The sequence below is a fragment of the Variovorax sp. V118 genome (genome assembly GCF_041154445.1).
Classification (GTDB): domain Bacteria; phylum Pseudomonadota; class Gammaproteobacteria; order Burkholderiales; family Burkholderiaceae_C; genus Variovorax; species Variovorax boronicumulans.
Genome location: NZ_AP028663.1, coordinates 195,001 through 210,292, shown reverse-complemented (window position 1 = coordinate 210,292; position 15,292 = coordinate 195,001). Strand labels below are relative to the sequence as shown.

The window sequence follows — 15,292 nt, the reverse complement described above, 5'->3', positions numbered from 1 at the left end:
TACCATAAATTCGCTTTTTCAAAACCTTCTGCACGCCTACAGTCCGCGCGGACCGAACGACTGACTGGATGGCGGACATGACTGTTTTCTCGCGTGCCTTCGATGCCCCGCGCACCGCGCCGGCGCAAGCCCCTGCTGCTGCCGCGACGCCACGGCGTCTGGCCGGCATCCTGTCGCTGCAGGACTTCGAGCACGCGGCCCGGCGCCGGCTGCCGCGCCCGCTGTTCGGCTACATCGCCGGTGCGGCGGAGGACAACCGCTCGCTGGACGCCAACCGCGCCGCGTTCGACGCACACGACTTCCTGCCCCGGGTGCTGGTCGACGTCTCCCGGCGCTCGCAGGAGGTCACGCTGTTCGGCCAGCGCTACGCGTCGCCCTTCGGGATCGCGCCGGTCGGCATCAGCGCGCTGTCGGCCTACCGCGGCGACCTGGTGCTCGCCCAGTCGGCGCAGGCGGCCGGCATTCCCGCGGTCATGAGCGGCACCTCGCTCATTCCGATGGAAGAAGTGGCCCAGGCCGCGCCCGGCACGTGGTTCCAGGCCTACCTGCCGGGCGATGCGGCGCGCATCGACGGCCTGGTGGCGCGCATCGCCGGCGCAGGCTTTCACCACCTGGTCGTGACGGTCGACATTCCGGTCTGGGCGAACCGCGAAAACAACGTGCGCGCCGGCTTCACGACGCCGCTGCGGCCCAGCCTGCGGCTGGCATGGGACGGCCTCGTGCGGCCCCGCTGGCTGCTCGGCACGCTCGCGCGGACCTTCGTGACGCAGGGCATGCCGCATTTCGAGAACTCGTTCGCCACGCGCGGCGCGCCTCTTTTCTCCAGCACCGCGATCCGCGACACGACCGGCCGCGACCACATCCACTGGGACCACATCGCCCGCATCCGCCAGCAGTGGCGCGGGCCGCTGATCCTGAAGGGCATTCTTCATCCGGCCGATGCGCGCCGCGCGCGCCAGCTCGGCGCCGATGGGCTCATCGTCTCCAACCACGGCGGCCGGCAGCTCGACGGCGCGGCACCGGCGCTGCGCGCGCTGCCGCAGGTGCTGGACGCCGCGGGCGAGCTGCCCGTGATGGTCGACGGCGGCGTGCGCCGCGGCAGCGATGTGCTGAAGGCGCTGGCGCTGGGCGCCAAGGCTGTGTTCGCCGGCCGGCCGTTCATGTATGCCGCCGCCGTGGGCGGCCACGCGGGCGTCACGCACGCGATCCGGCTGCTGCGGGACGAGGTCGACCGGAACATGGCCATGCTCGGCGTCAACGACCCGGGCGAGCTCGACGCGAGCTGCCTGATCCCGCGGCACCCCTGATCGGCCCCCACTCATCCCACCCATTCCATCAATCCAAGAGGAGGAAGACACCTTGCCGAAAAAACCCACCCTGTTCGCCCTCGCCTGCCTGATGGCGGCGGCCGTGCCCGCTCACGCGCAGGGCTACCCCGACAAACCCGTCAAGCTGCAGGTGCCGTTCGCGCCGGGCGGCACGACGGACATCATTGCGCGCGTCATTTCCGAGCCCCTGGGCAGGCACCTGGGGCAGAGCGTCATCGTCGAGAACAAGTCGGGCGCGGGCGGCGCGATCGGGGCCGCCGAGACCGCGCGCGCCACGCCCGACGGCTATGCGCTGGGCATCGGCACCGTGTCGACGACGGCGGCGAATCCGGCCATCAACCCCAAGGTGCCCTACAACCCGAAGACCGACTTCACGCCGATCATCAACCTGGCGGCGACGCCCAACGTCATTGCGGTCCACCCCAGCTTTCCGGCCCGGGACTACAAGGGCTTCATCGAGGTGCTGAAGAAGAGCCCCGGCAAGTACGCCTACGCCACCGCAGGCACGGGCAGCATCGGGCACCTGCAGATGGAGCTGTACAAGGGCATGGCCGGCGCGTCCGTCACGCACATCCCCTACCGCGGGTCGGGCCCGGCGCTCAACGACACCGTCGCGGGCCAGGTCGCGATGATCTTCGACAACCTGCCGTCGGCGCTGCCCTTCATCAAGGACCGCAGGCTGATCCCGATCGTCGTGGCGGCGTCCGAGCGCCTGAAGGACCTGCCCGACGTGCCGACCTTCAAGGAGGTCGGGCTCGCGCCGGTGAACCGCATGGCGTACTACGGCATCGTGGGGCCCAAGAGCCTGCCCAAGGACGTGGTGGACAAGGTGCACGCGGCAGCGCGCAAGTCGCTCGAAGATCCTGCCGTGCGCAAGCGCATCCAGGACACCGGCTCCTTCGTCGTCGGCAACACGCCGCAGGAATTCACGCAGCAGATCGCCGCCGAGTTCGACGTGTACAAGAAGGTGGTGGACACCGCCGGGCTCACGCCGGACTGAGCCGACGAGCGCCTCGTCAGGCCACCGACGCCCAGACCGGCGCCATCGCGCGGTAGAGCGTGCGGAAGGCCTCGAGCCGCGGCTGGTAGGCCGCGTGCAAGGCGGCGTCGGGCGCGAGCACCTGGCGCACGGCGGGCGCAACGACCACACCCGCCGGGTCTTCGCCCGTGACCGCCAGCCGCGCGAGCCGCGCCGCACCGAAGGCCGGGCCGCGGTCGGCGGATTCGTACAGCACCAGCGGCACGTCGAGCACCGACGCGATCAGCTGCGCCAGGAAGGCGGAGCGCGCGCCGCCGCCGATCAGCGCCAGGCGCTCGGGCCGCGCCGTCTGCGCGCTCAGCGCTTCCAGGCCGTCGGCGAGCGAGAAGGCGATGCCTTCGCAGACCGCCTGCATCAGGTCGGCGCGCGTGGTGGCGCCCGACAGCCCGACGATCGCGCCGCGCGCGAAGGGGTTGTTGTGCGGCGTGCGTTCGCCGAACAGATAAGGCAGCGCGAGCAGGCGCGACGGCCCGGCGTACGCGGCCTCGACCTCGGCCAGCAGTTCGCCCACCGAGGCACCGCCGGTGCACGACGCCAGCGCCGCGAGCGGGCTCGCGCCGTTGAGCAGCGCAGCCATGCGGTACCAGCGCTGCGGCAGCGCGTGGCAGAAGGCGTGCACCAGCCGCTCGGGGTCGGGGCGGTGCGCGGTGTCGGCCACCAGGATCTGCGCCGAGGTGCCGAGCGACACGAAGCCGTCGCCCGGCCCGACCACGCCGATGCCGACACCGCCCGCCGCGGCATCGCCCGCGCCGCCCGCAATCGGCACGCCGCGCGGCAAGCCCCAGCGCGCAGCCAATGCATCGCGCACGGTGGCGCAGGGTTCGCACGACTCGACCACGCGCGGCAGCCAGGCGGGCTCGACCCCGCAGGCGGCGAGCGCCTGCGGCGACCAGCAGCGCTGCGCCTGGTCGAACAGCCAGGTGCCGGCGGCGTCGGTGACGTCGGTCACCTTCTCGCCCGACAGCTGCAGGCGCACGTAGTCCTTGGTCAGCAGCAGCGAGCGGGCGCGCGCCACGGCCTCGGGCTCGTGGGTGCGCAGCCAGCGCAGCTTCGGGCCGGTGAAGCCCGCCATCGGCTGCACGCCGACGGCGCGCCGCAGGGCCAGGTCGGTCTGCATGAGCTCGGCGGCCTCGGCGGCGGCGCGGCCGTCGTTCCACAAGATCGCGGGGCGCACCGGGCGGTCGGCCGCGTCGAGCAGCACCAGCGAGTGCATCTGGCCCGACAGGCCGATGCCTTGCACGCCGGCCATGGCCGCCGGGTGCGTGCGCGCCAGTTCGTCGAGGCCGTCGGCCACGGCGGCCCACCACTGGTCGGGGTCGTGCTCGCACCACAGCGGCTGCGGGTACTGCGAGCTGAGCGGCCGATCGACCGTGGCCACGACATGCAGCTGCAGGTCGGTCAGGACGATCTTGACCGCGGAGGTTCCGATATCGATGCCGATCAGCATGCGTGTGTTCCCTGTTCGAGGGCCGAAGTATCGACGCTCCGGCCCCGCGCGCCGGCTGACGGCAGGTGGTTTACGAGCCGGTCGCCGGCAGCGAAATCGGCACTGGCCGCGTGAGCAGGTCGATGTAGAGCTCGAAGAAGCGCGCGTTGTCGAACTTCTTCACCACCGTCATCTTCTGCAGCGACACGCCCGCGGGCGGCGTGGTGTAGCCGATGGAGCGGCCGTTGTCGGCGGCGCCGGGCTTGGCGACCACGTCGACATAGCGCTCGACGGTCTGCGTGGCGTAGCGCGGATCGATGAGGTAGGCCAGCACCAGCGTGTCCCAGATGTTCTGCGTGTAGTTCGGGTTGTTCTCGAAGCCGTTGGTGCCGCTGAAGCCGTAGCCGTTGAGCTTGCGGAACACCTCGGTCACGGCCGTGGGCTTGGCCGGGTGCGCGATGCGGTCGTAGACGGGCTTGGTGAGGAACACGGTGTCGGTCACGTCCAGCGGCACCACCACCTGCGGGATCGGCAGGCGCACCACGAACTGCGCGGCCTCGGGGTCGAACCACCAGTTGAACTCGGCGAAATGGGTGGTGTTGCCGGCCACGTCGACGGCGCCGCCCATGTAGATGATCTTCTTGATCAGCGGCACGATCTCGGGGCTCTTCTTCACGGCCAGCGCGATGTTGGTGAGCGGGCCGATGGCCAGAATGGTGATTTCGTTGGGGTTGGCCTTGACGGTGTCGATGATGAAGTCGACCGCGCTCTTGCGCTGCACCACGGTGCGGGTGGCGAAGCCGTCGGGCGAGGGCTTGAGGTCGGCGTCGGTCTTGGGCTCGGGGCCGCTCCAGGCGCCCAGGTAGCCGTCGCCGCCCGCGCCGGCCTTCATCTCGGCCTCGATGGTGGCGTAGTCGTGGTTGATGGCGTAGTTCTCGCCCACGTAGACACCGATGCGCTGGCCCACGCCCAGGCGCTCGACCGACATCAGCGCGTCGGCCACGCCCTGCTTGAGCCACTGGTTGCCCGACACCACGCTGATGCCCATCACCTGCACCTTGCCCTCGGCCTGCAACTGCGCGGCCATGACGCCGAGCTGGCCGTCGTCGCTCATGGTGTTGTAGTCGCTGTCGATGATGACTTTCTGCGCCACCGGCGTTGCGGCGAACCCGGGCGCCAGGCCGATGCCGTCATTGCCGCCTCCGCCACCGCCGCATGCCGTGAGCACGGCCACGACGACGAGCCAGAAGGTCGTCACTGTCCATTTGCGCATCTGCTTCTCCTAAGTGTTTGGTTTCCAGCCCGGTTTCCAGAGGGGCGCCAGGGAGTGAAAACGTTTGCGCAAACCTTTGCGCAAACGTTTGCCAAACTCTAAGTGGCAGGCCGCAGGCGTGGCAATGGGGTGCGGCTAGGGGTTTTCCGCGAGGCCGGGGCGTCGGCCTCGCGCGCCGGTCAGGCCGTCCTCAGCCCGGGTTGGGCACAGGGTCGATCAGCCGGTTCTCGCGCAGCGGCGAGCGGGGGCGCAGGAAGGGCTCGTCTTCTTCCACCGGCGCGGCGGCCTTCTCCAGGCCCGGGGCGTCCGCGGCCTTGGCGGATGCCGTGGCCGCGGTGCACGAACCGGTGTCGCGCAGCCGCAGCGCCGCAGCCAGCCGGCCTTCGGCGGCGTCGCCCAGCAGGTGGTCGAAGTCGTCGGCCACGGCGCAGCTGGCATTGGGTGCAAAGCCGTCGCCGTAGTCGCCGAAGCCGGCCTGGTTGACGCCCTTGAAGTTGACCGCGAAGTAGGTGGTGCCGCAATTGTCCTGCGGAACGAACCCGTAGGGCTTGCCGCAGGTGGTGGCGCCCACGAGGTTGACCGTGACGCCCACGCCGCGCAGGCTGTTGATGACCGACTCGCTGGCCGAGCAGGTGCTGCGGCCCGTCAGCAGCGTGACGCGCGACAGGCCCAGCGTGGGCAGGGGCTGGTTGGCGCGGGTGGTCGTGAAGAAGGGCGTGAGGTTGTCCGCGAGCGTGGTGCGGTACGGGTTCTTGTCGTTGAAGGTCAGCAACTCGAAGGTCTTGCCGTTCGTCGGGCCCGGCCCGGCCACCATGTAGGCCAGCTGGCTTGCGATGCGCAGCTGGCCGCCGCCGTTGTAGCGCATGTCGATCACGAGGTCCTGGACGCCGCCGTCCTGCTTGAGCGTGTTCATGGCCGTGACGAGCTGCCCCTCGGCGGTCGAGATGTGGTCGTTGAACAGCAGGTAGCCCACGCGGTTGCCGGCCGGCCCGATGGTGCGGGTGTACAGCACCGGCGTGCTCGTGATGCGCTGGGCCGTGAGCTCGATCGGGCTGCCGCGCGTGCCGCTCACCTCGAAGGTGAAGGTGTGCTTCTCGCCGAGGTTCTGCGGCGAGATCGCGCGGTTGATGATGTCGACATTGGCCTGCCCGGTGCTGGCCACCACGTCGACGCCGTCGACCCCGACCAGCTTGGCCCCGCGCGTCAGGCCGGCCGCCGCCGCCGGCGAGCCCGGCTCGACGAAGGCGAGGCGGATGTTGCGCGGCGGCGAACTGCGCACCGCCGCCGTGTCCATGCCGTAGCCGACCGACACGCCGCCCTCGGACTCCAGGCGGTACGCCTCGGTGTCGAGGTAGAAATGGAAGCGGTCCTTTAGCTGGCCCGAGGGCGTGGTGGCCTGCGTTTTGAGCACGCTGAACCAGGTCAACGGCGTGGCGTAGTCGGACGCCTTGAGGGTCGTGGGCACCTCGTTGTACCAAAGGTAGGTTTCGTCGATCCAGCCGCGCACCCAGCTCTTCTCGTTGTCGACGGTGCCGGCGGTGTCGGGGTACGCGCGGCCCGTCGCGGGGTTGGTGCCCCGGCGCGGCGCGACGCACTGGCCGGCGACGGTCGCAGACGCGACGATGCCGCCCTCGCCTCCGTTGCCACCTCCTCCCGGCGCGGGCGTCGGCAGCACGCCGATCGGGAAGCCACCGCCGCCACCTCCTCCCCCGCCGCCTCCACCGCACCCCGCCAACAGGCCGGCCAGGGCGAGCGCCATCGCGCCGGTGGTGGCGGCCAAGGCCCGCGAACGCCGCGACGCGTGTGCATTGCGAAAGGCCATCGGGTCCTCCTGGCGTCCGCGGTGACGGACAGTGCTGATCGGTTTTTGTTCGGGGCGCGGGGGCGGGACGCTCGCCCGCTACTGGATGAAGCCCATGCCGCGCGATTCGCGCACCTCGGGCTTGATGCGATGCTCGGCTTCGAGCTGTTCGAGAAACTCCGCGGCCGAGAACTCGGCCGCGAGGATGTCGGTCTGCCGCTTCACGGCCGCGAAGTCGCCCGGGCACAGCTGCGACAGCAGCGCCAGGCGCGCGCGCACCTCGCCGGAGAGCAGGGCCGCGTCGCCCGCGAGCGCCTCGGTGACGAACATGCGTTCGCGCTGCGCCGCGGTGAGCGGCATGAACTTGATCTTGAAGGTGAAGCGCCGCAACGCCGCCTGGTCGAGCCGGTCGAGCAGGTTGGTGGTGCACACGAACACGCCGCGAAAGCGCTCCATGCCCTGCAGCATCTCGTTGACCTCGGTGACCTCGTAGGTGCGCTGCGCGCCGCGCCGGTCCTGCAGGAACGAATCGGCCTCGTCGAGCAGCAGCACGGCCTTCTCGGATTCGGCCTCCTTGAACATGGCGGCCATGTTCTGCTCGGTCTCGCCGACGTACTTGCTCATGAGGTCGCTGGCCTGCTTGACGATGAGCGGGCGCCCCACGGCCTTGGCGATGTGCTCGGCCAGCGCGGTCTTGCCAGTGCCGGGCGCGCCGTAGAAGCACAGCGTGCCGTGGCCGCGCGCCTTCAGCGCCTCGACGATGCGCGGGATCTCGAAGCGGGTTTCGACGTGGAGCATGTCCAGGTCGTAGGTGGTGACGCTGCGGCGCTCGGCCGGGCTCTTGTCGAGCGTGCCCAGCGCGAGGTCGGCGTTGCGCAGCTGGCGCTCAATGAGGGCCTCGACCGAAGCCTCGTCGGTCTTGGCCAGGCCGGCAAAGCGCACGGCGGTGCGGATCTGTGCGGGCGTGAGGCCCTTGCGCTCGGCCAGCTTGGCGGTGAAGGCCTCGGACACGACCACGCCCTCGAGCGTCTTCTTCACGAGCTGCTCGCGCGCGCCGGGCGGCGGCGACTTGAGCTCCAGGTGGTAGGCGAAGCGGCGGCGGAAGGCGGGGTCGATCTGCTCGATGCGGTTGGTGACCCACAGCGTGGGCACGGGGTTGGCCTCGAGGATCTGGTTGACCCAGGCCTTGCCGCTCACGCTGCCGCTGGCGGGCGCGGGGATCTGCTCGGCGCGCGCCATGAACTGCGCGGCCTCGGTGCTGATGGGCGGGAACACGTCCTCGACCTCGTCGAACAGCAGCGCGGCCTGCGCGCTGCCCTTCAGGAACACCTGCGCGATCTGCAGCGAGCGGTAGCGGTCGCGGCCGCTGAGCGAGTTGCCGTCGCGGTCGGCGTACTCGACCTCGAAGAGCTCCAGGCCCGCGGCCTGCGCGACCACCTTGGCCAGCTCGGTCTTGCCGGTGCCTGGCGGGCCGTAGAGCAGCACGTTGACACCGGGCTCCTTGCGCGCGACGGCCGCGCGCAGCAGCGTGACGAGCATCTGCGCGTCTTCCTGCACGAAGGAGAAGTCGTGCGGCGTGAGCGCGCTCTTGGCCGAGGGCCGCGTGAACACGGCCATCAGCTCGTTGTGGTCGCGGTACTCGCGCATCAGCACGGGCGGCAGCTTCTCGCTGACCTTCATGAGGTCGGCGAGGTCGGTGATGTTGTGCTCGGAGATGAGGTTCTCGACGAGGCCGATGCGCTCCAGCCGCGAGCCCGCGCGCAGCGCCTCGCCCACCTCGCTCGCGTTGACGCCCGCGATGTCGGCGATGGCGGCATAGGCCTCGGGCGCGTTGTTGACCTTGAACTCGACCAGCAGCGAACGCAGGTCGCGCTGGTAGCGCGCGAGCGTGCCGTACAGGAGCAGCGCGCGCTCGGCCTTGTTGAGCTGCAAGAGGCCGGCGAGCGCATCGATGTTCTTCTCGACCAGCGTCGACTGCTTGCGCAGCGCGTGCGTGAGCCAGTCGCGCGTGACGGCCAGCACCGAGAGCAGGTCTTTGGGCTGGTCTTTCGCGTACTCGTCGAGATAGAAGAACAGCGTGCCTTCTTCATACGGGCCGCGCCACACGCCGTGGCGTTCGAGCAGCGTGCGGCCGTCGAAGTCTTCGACGCCCTTCCACGCTTCATTGCCCGCACAGCGGCGGCCCAGGAACTCGCGCAATCGCTGCAGCACCGCGGCGGGCCACACGAGGTGGCGCCCGGTGAGCGAGAGCAATCCGTTGATATCGCGCCGCACATTGAAGCGCGGCCCCTGCTTGGCGGCGAGCGTGAGCACGAAGTGCGAGCACATGAGCTCGAGCACCGGTGCTTCCTTGAGGCCGGGCGAAGGCAAGGCCTGCCCGCGCACCGCAGCAGCCACCACATCGACACCCGCACGCTTGACCATCAGGCAACCTCCTGCGAGGAAATACTTGGAGCGACCATAACGCAGACTTTTGGCTTCGGGAAGACGCCGAAAGAGTAAAAACCCTGATCCGCTGGATTCCAGCCACAATGCGCGCCATGGTCGGAATCGAAGCTATCCGTCGCGCCGCGGCGCGCCTGCAGGGCCAGGTGCTCAACACGCCCTGCGTGGAGTCGCGCACGCTCTCTGAAATCGTGGGCGCGCAGGTGTTCCTCAAGTTCGAGAACCTGCAGTTCACGTCGTCCTTCAAGGAACGCGGGGCGTGCAACAAGCTGGTCGATCTTTCTGAAGGCGGCACGCGCGGCGTGATCGCCATGTCGGCCGGCAACCATGCGCAGGGTGTGGCTTATCACGCGCAGCGGCTGGGCCTGCGCGCACTCATCGTGATGCCGCGCTTCACGCCCGGCGTGAAGATCGAGCGCACGCGCGGCTTCGGCGCCGAGGTGGTGCTGCACGGCGACACGCTCGACGCGGCGCGCGCCCATGCGCTGGCACTGGCCGAGCGCGAAGGCCTGACCTTCGTGCACCCCTATGACGACGAAGCCATCATTGCCGGCCAGGGCACGATCGCGCTCGAGATGCTCGACGCAGTGCCCGATCTCGACACGCTGGTGGTGGCGGTCGGCGGCGGCGGGCTCATCGCCGGCATGGCCGTGGCGGCGCGCGAGATCAAGCCCGGCATCGAGATCGTCGGCGTGCAGACGCAGCGTTTTCCGGCAATGGTGAATGCCGTCAAGGGCACGCACCACGCGCAGGGCACGAGCACGATCGCCGAGGGCATCGCGGTCGGCACGCCCGGCGTGCTGACGCGGGAGATCATCGCCGCCAAGGTCGACGACCTGCTGCTGGTGGACGAAGGCGATATCGAGCAGGGCGTGCTGATGCTGCTCGAGATCGAAAAGACCCTGGTCGAAGGCGCGGGCGCGGCCGGCCTGGCGGCGCTGATCCGGCACCCCGAACGCTTTCGCGGCAAGCGCGTGGGCCTGGTGCTGTCGGGCGGCAACATCGATCCGCTGCTGCTCGCGGCCATCATCGAACGCGGCATGGTGCGCGCCGGGCGGCTCGCCCGGGTGCGCGTCAGCGCGCGCGATGTGCCGGGTTCGTTGGCCCAGATCACGGCCACTGTGGCCGAAGCGGGCGCTAACGTCGACGAAGTGCACCACCAGCGCGCCTTCACCATGCTGGCGGCACAGAATGTCGACGTCGAGTTGGTGCTGCAGACGCGCGGCCGGGCCCACCTGGCGAGCGTGTTGAGTGCCCTGAAAGACGCCGGTTTCGAAGCGGTGGAGCAGCACTGAGGGCTCCTCGCAACCCCCTAGACCCGCCGACGGCGCCTCGCCGGTAAAATGGCGGGAGTTTTGTCATTTGCGGTTGACTGCATTTGATGCGTTGTCATTTGCGTATTCGAGGTATTTCCCGATGTCCCATCCCACCCCCGCCGAGCACGGCCACGCTGCCGCCGCCGAACATGACGCCGTCGAATCGGTCGTTCACCTGATGCCGCTCGTGCTCCCGCTGGCTGGCGGCGTGCTGATGCTGCTGCTGGCGTCGATCGCCGTTTTTCTCGCCTGAACTGACAGGCTTTCGCGCTTTTGTCCGCGGGCTGTGCGGCCCGCGTTGACGCAATCTCCCGAAGCGAAACGTTTTCTCAAACGGACCTCCGTGCCTGCTCAGGCGCGGCGCCCCGTTCGGAAAGACGATTTTTCAACTTAGGAGATTTCCGATGAACGCACCCACGATGAAGGGCCTTCCCATTCAGGCGCCCTCATACGTCAAGAACGCCAAGCTGATCGCCTGGGTGGCCGAGATGGCCGCGCTGTGCAAACCCGACGCCATCCACTGGTGCGACGGCAGCAAGGAAGAATACGACCGCCTCTGCCAGCAACTGGTCGACGCCGGTACCTTCAAGAAGCTGAACCCCGCCAAGCGCCCGGGCTCGTTCCTCGCGATGTCCGATCCGAGCGACGTGGCACGCGTCGAAGACCGCACCTTCATCTGCTCCGCCCAGAAGGAAAACGCCGGCCCCACCAACAACTGGATGGCCCCGGCCGAAATGCGCGCGACGCTGCAGCCCCTGTTCGACGGCTGCATGAAGGGCCGCACCATGTACGTGGTGCCCTTCAGCATGGGCCCGCTGGGCTCGCCCATTGCGCACATCGGCATCGAGCTGTCCGACAGCCCCTACGTCGCCGTCAACATGCGCATCATGACCCGCATGGGCAAGGCCGTGTACGAGGTGCTGGGCACCGATGGCGAGTTCGTGCCTTGCGTCCACACCGTGGGCGCACCGCTCGCGGCCGGCCAGAAGGACGTGACCTGGCCCTGCAACAAGACCAAGTACATCGTCCACTACCCCGAGACGCGCGAGATCTGGAGCTACGGCTCGGGCTACGGCGGCAACGCGCTGCTGGGCAAGAAGTGCTTCGCGCTGCGCATCGCCTCGAACATGGGCCGCGACGAAGGCTGGCTGGCCGAGCACATGCTGATCCTCGGCGTGACCAGCCCTGAAGGCAAGAAGCACCACGTGGCCGCCGCCTTCCCGAGCGCCTGCGGCAAGACCAACTTCGCCATGCTGATCCCGCCGGCGGGCTTCGACGGCTGGAAGGTCACGACGATCGGCGACGACATCGCCTGGATCAAGCCGCAAGCCGACGGCACGCTGCGCGCGATCAACCCGGAAGCCGGCTACTTCGGCGTGGCCCCGGGCACCAACGACCTGACCAACCCGAACTGCATGGCCAGCCTGCACCGTGACGTGATCTTCACGAACGTGGCGCTGACCGATGACGGCGATGTCTGGTGGGAAGGCATGGGCGACGCGCCCGCGCACTGCATCGACTGGCAAGGCAAGGAGTGGACGCCGCAGATCGCCAAGGAAACCGGCGCCAAGGCCGCCCACCCGAACGCGCGCTTCACCGTCGCCGCCACCAATAACCCGGCCCTCGACGAAGCCTGGGACGATCCGAAAGGCGTGAAGATCGACGCCTTCATCTTCGGCGGCCGCCGTTCGACGACCGTGCCGCTGGTCACCGAAGCCCGCAACTGGGTCGAAGGCGTCTACATGGCCGCCACGATGGGCTCGGAAACGACCGCTGCGGCCGCCGGCCAGCAGGGCGTGGTGCGCCGCGACCCGTTCGCCATGCTGCCGTTCATGGGCTACAACATGAGCGACTACTTCCAGCACTGGCTCGACCTGGGCAAGAAGCTGCAAGCCTCGGGCGCCCAGCTGCCGAAGATCTACACGACCAACTGGTTCCGCAAGGGCGCGGACGGTAAGTTCGTCTGGCCAGGCTACGGCGAGAACATGCGCGTACTGAAGTGGATGATCGACCGCGTGGAAGGTAAGGCGACGGAAGGTGTCGAGCACATCACCGGCGTGAGCCCGCGCTACGAAGACCTGAACTGGACTGGGCTGGATTTCAGCGCCGAGCAGTTCGCTACCGTCACGAGCATCGACAAGGCGGCTTGGCAGGCTGAGCTGAAGCTGCACACGGAGCTGTTCCAGCAGTTGGCGCACCATCTGCCGAAGGAACTGCCGGAGACGAAGGCTGCGATTGAGCAGCGGCTGGCGGCCTGAGCCATTTCTTCTCGCAGGCTCTCGCAGCCTGCGAAGTGCGGGCCTTGAAAGCCCAATAGAAAGCCCGATGAGTTCATCTCATCGGGCTTTCTTGTTTTAGGCGCTACTCAATTAGCGCCTCGTCAGGTGATTCCTGGACATGGCGGAGTCTTCGCCGATGTGGAGCGCGTTGCATACGGCGCGCCGGCGGCTGTCTGGCTTGGAGCACGCCCCTGAGAAGCACGCGCGTCATGCGATGAAGGTGCTGATGAAGTTCAAGCTTCTGGAGCTGCACGCGGTGTCGCACGCTGAGTGGGGTGCGTGGCTGGCTGGAACGCCCTATTTCGAGCGGATCCGGGCTCGATTCTTTGCCGGTGAGTCGCTGGTCGATCTGACGTCGGAGCTGCTTGCAGAGCTGATTGGAGTTGGCGCAGCGCAATCCGATGCATCGGGAGTTCACAACGCCTGATTGACGGTTGTTTACTGCAATAAAAAAGCGCCCGCTCTTTCGAGTCAGCGCTTTTTATGCGTTTGGCGTTTGCATTGCGCAAAGCAAAAAACCCCAGTCATTGCTGACTGGGGTTTTCTGGGCTGTAAGAGCCTGACGATGACCTACTTTCACACGGGAACCCGCACTATCATCGGCGCTGAGTCGTTTCACTGTCCTGTTCGGGATGGGAAGGAGTGGTACCAACTCGCTATGGTCATCAGGCATAAAGGGTTGTCCGATTGATCACACGATCAATCAAACGAATTCATAGAGTTTGGAATCAGCTTTTGGCGAATTATTTTGAATGCGTCAACTTGGCATAACACCTTGATCAGATTGATCAAAGTTATAGGGTCAAGCCGCACGAGCAATTAGTATCAGTTAGCTTAACGCATTACTGCGCTTCCACACCTGACCTATCAACGTCCTGGTCTTGAACGACTCTTCAGGGGGCTCAAGGCCCCGGCAGATCTCATCTTGAAACGAGTTTCCCGCTTAGATGCTTTCAGCGGTTATCTCTTCCACACTTAGCTACTCGGCAATGCCACTGGCGTGACAACCGATACACCAGAGGTGTGTCCACTCCGGTCCTCTCGTACTAGGAGCAGGCTTCCTCAAATCTGCAGCGCCCACGGAAGATAGGGACCAAACTGTCTCACGACGTTTTAAACCCAGCTCACGTACCTCTTTAAATGGCGAACAGCCATACCCTTGGGACCGGCTACAGCCCCAGGATGAGATGAGCCGACATCGAGGTGCCAAACACCGCCGTCGATATGAACTCTTGGGCGGTATCAGCCTGTTATCCCCAGAGTACCTTTTATCCGTTGAGCGATGGCCCTTCCATACAGAACCACCGGATCACTATGTCCTGCTTTCGCATCTGCTCGACTTGTCAGTCTCGCAGTTAAGCACGCTTATGCCATTGCACTATCGTCACGATGTCCGACCGTAACTAGCGTACCTTCGAACTCCTCCGTTACGCTTTGGGAGGAGACCGCCCCAGTCAAACTGCCTACCATGCACTGTCCCCGATCCAGATAATGGACCTAGGTTAGAACCTCAAACACACCAGGGTGGTATTTCAACGTTGGCTCCACAAGATCTAGCGACCCTGCTTCAAAGCCTCCCACCTATCCTACACAGATCTGTTCAAAGTCCAATACAAAGCTACAGTAAAGGTTCATGGGGTCTTTCCGTCTTTCCGCGGGGAGATTGCATCATCACAAACATTTCAACTTCGCTGAGTCTCAGGAGGAGACAGTGTGGCCATCGTTACGCCATTCGTGCAGGTCGGAACTTACCCGACAAGGAATTTCGCTACCTTAGGACCGTTATAGTTACGGCCGCCGTTTACTGGGACTTCAATCAAGAGCTTGCACCCCATCATTTAATCTTCCAGCACCGGGCAGGCGTCACACCCTATACGTCCACTTTCGTGTTTGCAGAGTGCTGTGTTTTTAATAAACAGTCGCAGCCACCGATTTTTTGCAACCCATTCATGCTTCGTTGTTCACTACACACTAATAGGGCACACCTTCTTCCGAAGTTACGGTGTCAATTTGCCGAGTTCCTTCTCCTGAGTTCTCTCAAGCGCCTTAGAATACTCATCTCGCGCACCAGTGTCGGTTTGCGGTACGGTCGTTGTTAGCTGAAGCTTAGTGGCTTTTCCTGGAACCTCGTTCAGTCACTTCACGGACAAGTCCGCTCGATCGTTGGCCTCGGTATATGTGCACCGGATTTGCCTAATGCACGCCTACATCCAACTAAACCAGAATAATCCAATAACTGGATGACCTATTAAGATCCGTCCCCACATCGCACTAACAATCGGTACAGGAATATTGACCTGTTTCCCATCAGCTACGCATCTCTGCCTCGCCTTAGGGGCCGACTCACTCTACGCCGATGAACGTTGCGTAGAAAACCTTGCGCTT

At 66.4% G+C, this 15,292-nt stretch carries 10 protein-coding genes and 2 rRNA genes (1 of these 12 cut by a window edge); 6 read left to right on the top strand and 6 right to left on the bottom strand.

Annotated features, from left to right (window positions below; genetic code table 11):
• The first annotated feature begins 77 nt into the window (after positions 1 to 77).
• Both ACAM52_RS00990 and ACAM52_RS00985 read left to right on the top strand, forming a co-directional pair.
• Positions 78 to 1,307 (top strand): alpha-hydroxy acid oxidase, encoded by a 1,230-nt coding sequence (locus ACAM52_RS00990; RefSeq protein WP_369645836.1) that lies wholly within the window; start codon positions 78 to 80, stop codon positions 1,305 to 1,307.
• A 91-nt stretch (positions 1,308 to 1,398) separates the two neighbouring features.
• Positions 1,399 to 2,328: a tripartite tricarboxylate transporter substrate binding protein BugE gene (locus ACAM52_RS00985; RefSeq protein ID WP_369647685.1), complete on the top strand. Its 930-nt coding sequence runs from the start codon at positions 1,399 to 1,401 to the stop codon at positions 2,326 to 2,328.
• A 16-nt stretch (positions 2,329 to 2,344) separates the two neighbouring features.
• Here ACAM52_RS00985 and xylB read toward each other — a convergent pair whose 3' ends face one another.
• The 4 genes from xylB to ACAM52_RS00965 form a co-directional block, all read right to left on the bottom strand.
• Positions 2,345 to 3,814: a xylulokinase gene (gene xylB, locus ACAM52_RS00980; RefSeq protein WP_369645835.1), complete on the bottom strand. Its 1,470-nt coding sequence runs from the start codon at positions 3,812 to 3,814 to the stop codon at positions 2,345 to 2,347.
• Between the two features lie 70 nt (positions 3,815 to 3,884).
• Positions 3,885 to 5,066 carry a nucleoside hydrolase gene (locus tag ACAM52_RS00975; protein ID WP_369645834.1) on the bottom strand — a complete coding sequence of 394 codons (1,182 nt, stop codon included), beginning with the start codon at positions 5,064 to 5,066 and terminating at the stop codon, positions 3,885 to 3,887.
• 190 nt (positions 5,067 to 5,256) lie between these two features.
• On the bottom strand, positions 5,257 to 6,888 hold the full coding sequence (locus ACAM52_RS00970; protein WP_369645833.1) for a S41 family peptidase: 1,632 nt from the start codon (positions 6,886 to 6,888) through the stop codon (positions 5,257 to 5,259).
• A gap of 78 nt (positions 6,889 to 6,966) precedes the next feature.
• Positions 6,967 to 9,291 carry an ATP-binding protein gene (locus ACAM52_RS00965; RefSeq protein ID WP_369645832.1) on the bottom strand — a complete coding sequence of 775 codons (2,325 nt, stop codon included), beginning with the start codon at positions 9,289 to 9,291 and terminating at the stop codon, positions 6,967 to 6,969.
• Between the two features lie 116 nt (positions 9,292 to 9,407).
• Here ACAM52_RS00965 and ACAM52_RS00960 point away from each other — a divergent pair, with 116 nt between their 5' ends.
• The 4 genes from ACAM52_RS00960 (at position 9,408) to ACAM52_RS00945 (ending at position 13,334) form a co-directional block, all read left to right on the top strand.
• A complete protein-coding gene (locus tag ACAM52_RS00960; RefSeq protein ID WP_169805105.1) occupies positions 9,408 to 10,607 on the top strand; it encodes a threonine ammonia-lyase in 1,200 nt (399 codons plus the stop codon).
• 121 nt (positions 10,608 to 10,728) lie between these two features.
• On the top strand, positions 10,729 to 10,881 hold the full coding sequence (locus ACAM52_RS00955) for a hypothetical protein (RefSeq protein ID WP_169805104.1): 153 nt from the start codon (positions 10,729 to 10,731) through the stop codon (positions 10,879 to 10,881).
• A gap of 151 nt (positions 10,882 to 11,032) precedes the next feature.
• On the top strand, positions 11,033 to 12,886 hold the full coding sequence (locus tag ACAM52_RS00950) for a phosphoenolpyruvate carboxykinase (GTP) (RefSeq protein WP_369645831.1): 1,854 nt from the start codon (positions 11,033 to 11,035) through the stop codon (positions 12,884 to 12,886).
• Between the two features lie 139 nt (positions 12,887 to 13,025).
• Positions 13,026 to 13,334 carry a hypothetical protein gene (locus ACAM52_RS00945; RefSeq protein WP_369645830.1) on the top strand — a complete coding sequence of 103 codons (309 nt, stop codon included), beginning with the start codon at positions 13,026 to 13,028 and terminating at the stop codon, positions 13,332 to 13,334.
• 130 nt (positions 13,335 to 13,464) lie between these two features.
• Here ACAM52_RS00945 and rrf read toward each other — a convergent pair.
• Both rrf and ACAM52_RS00935 read right to left on the bottom strand, forming a co-directional pair.
• Positions 13,465 to 13,577: ribosomal RNA gene (rrf, locus tag ACAM52_RS00940) — 5S ribosomal RNA — on the bottom strand.
• 128 nt (positions 13,578 to 13,705) lie between these two features.
• Positions 13,706 to 15,292 (bottom strand): 23S ribosomal RNA (locus ACAM52_RS00935); it runs 1,287 nt beyond the window's last position.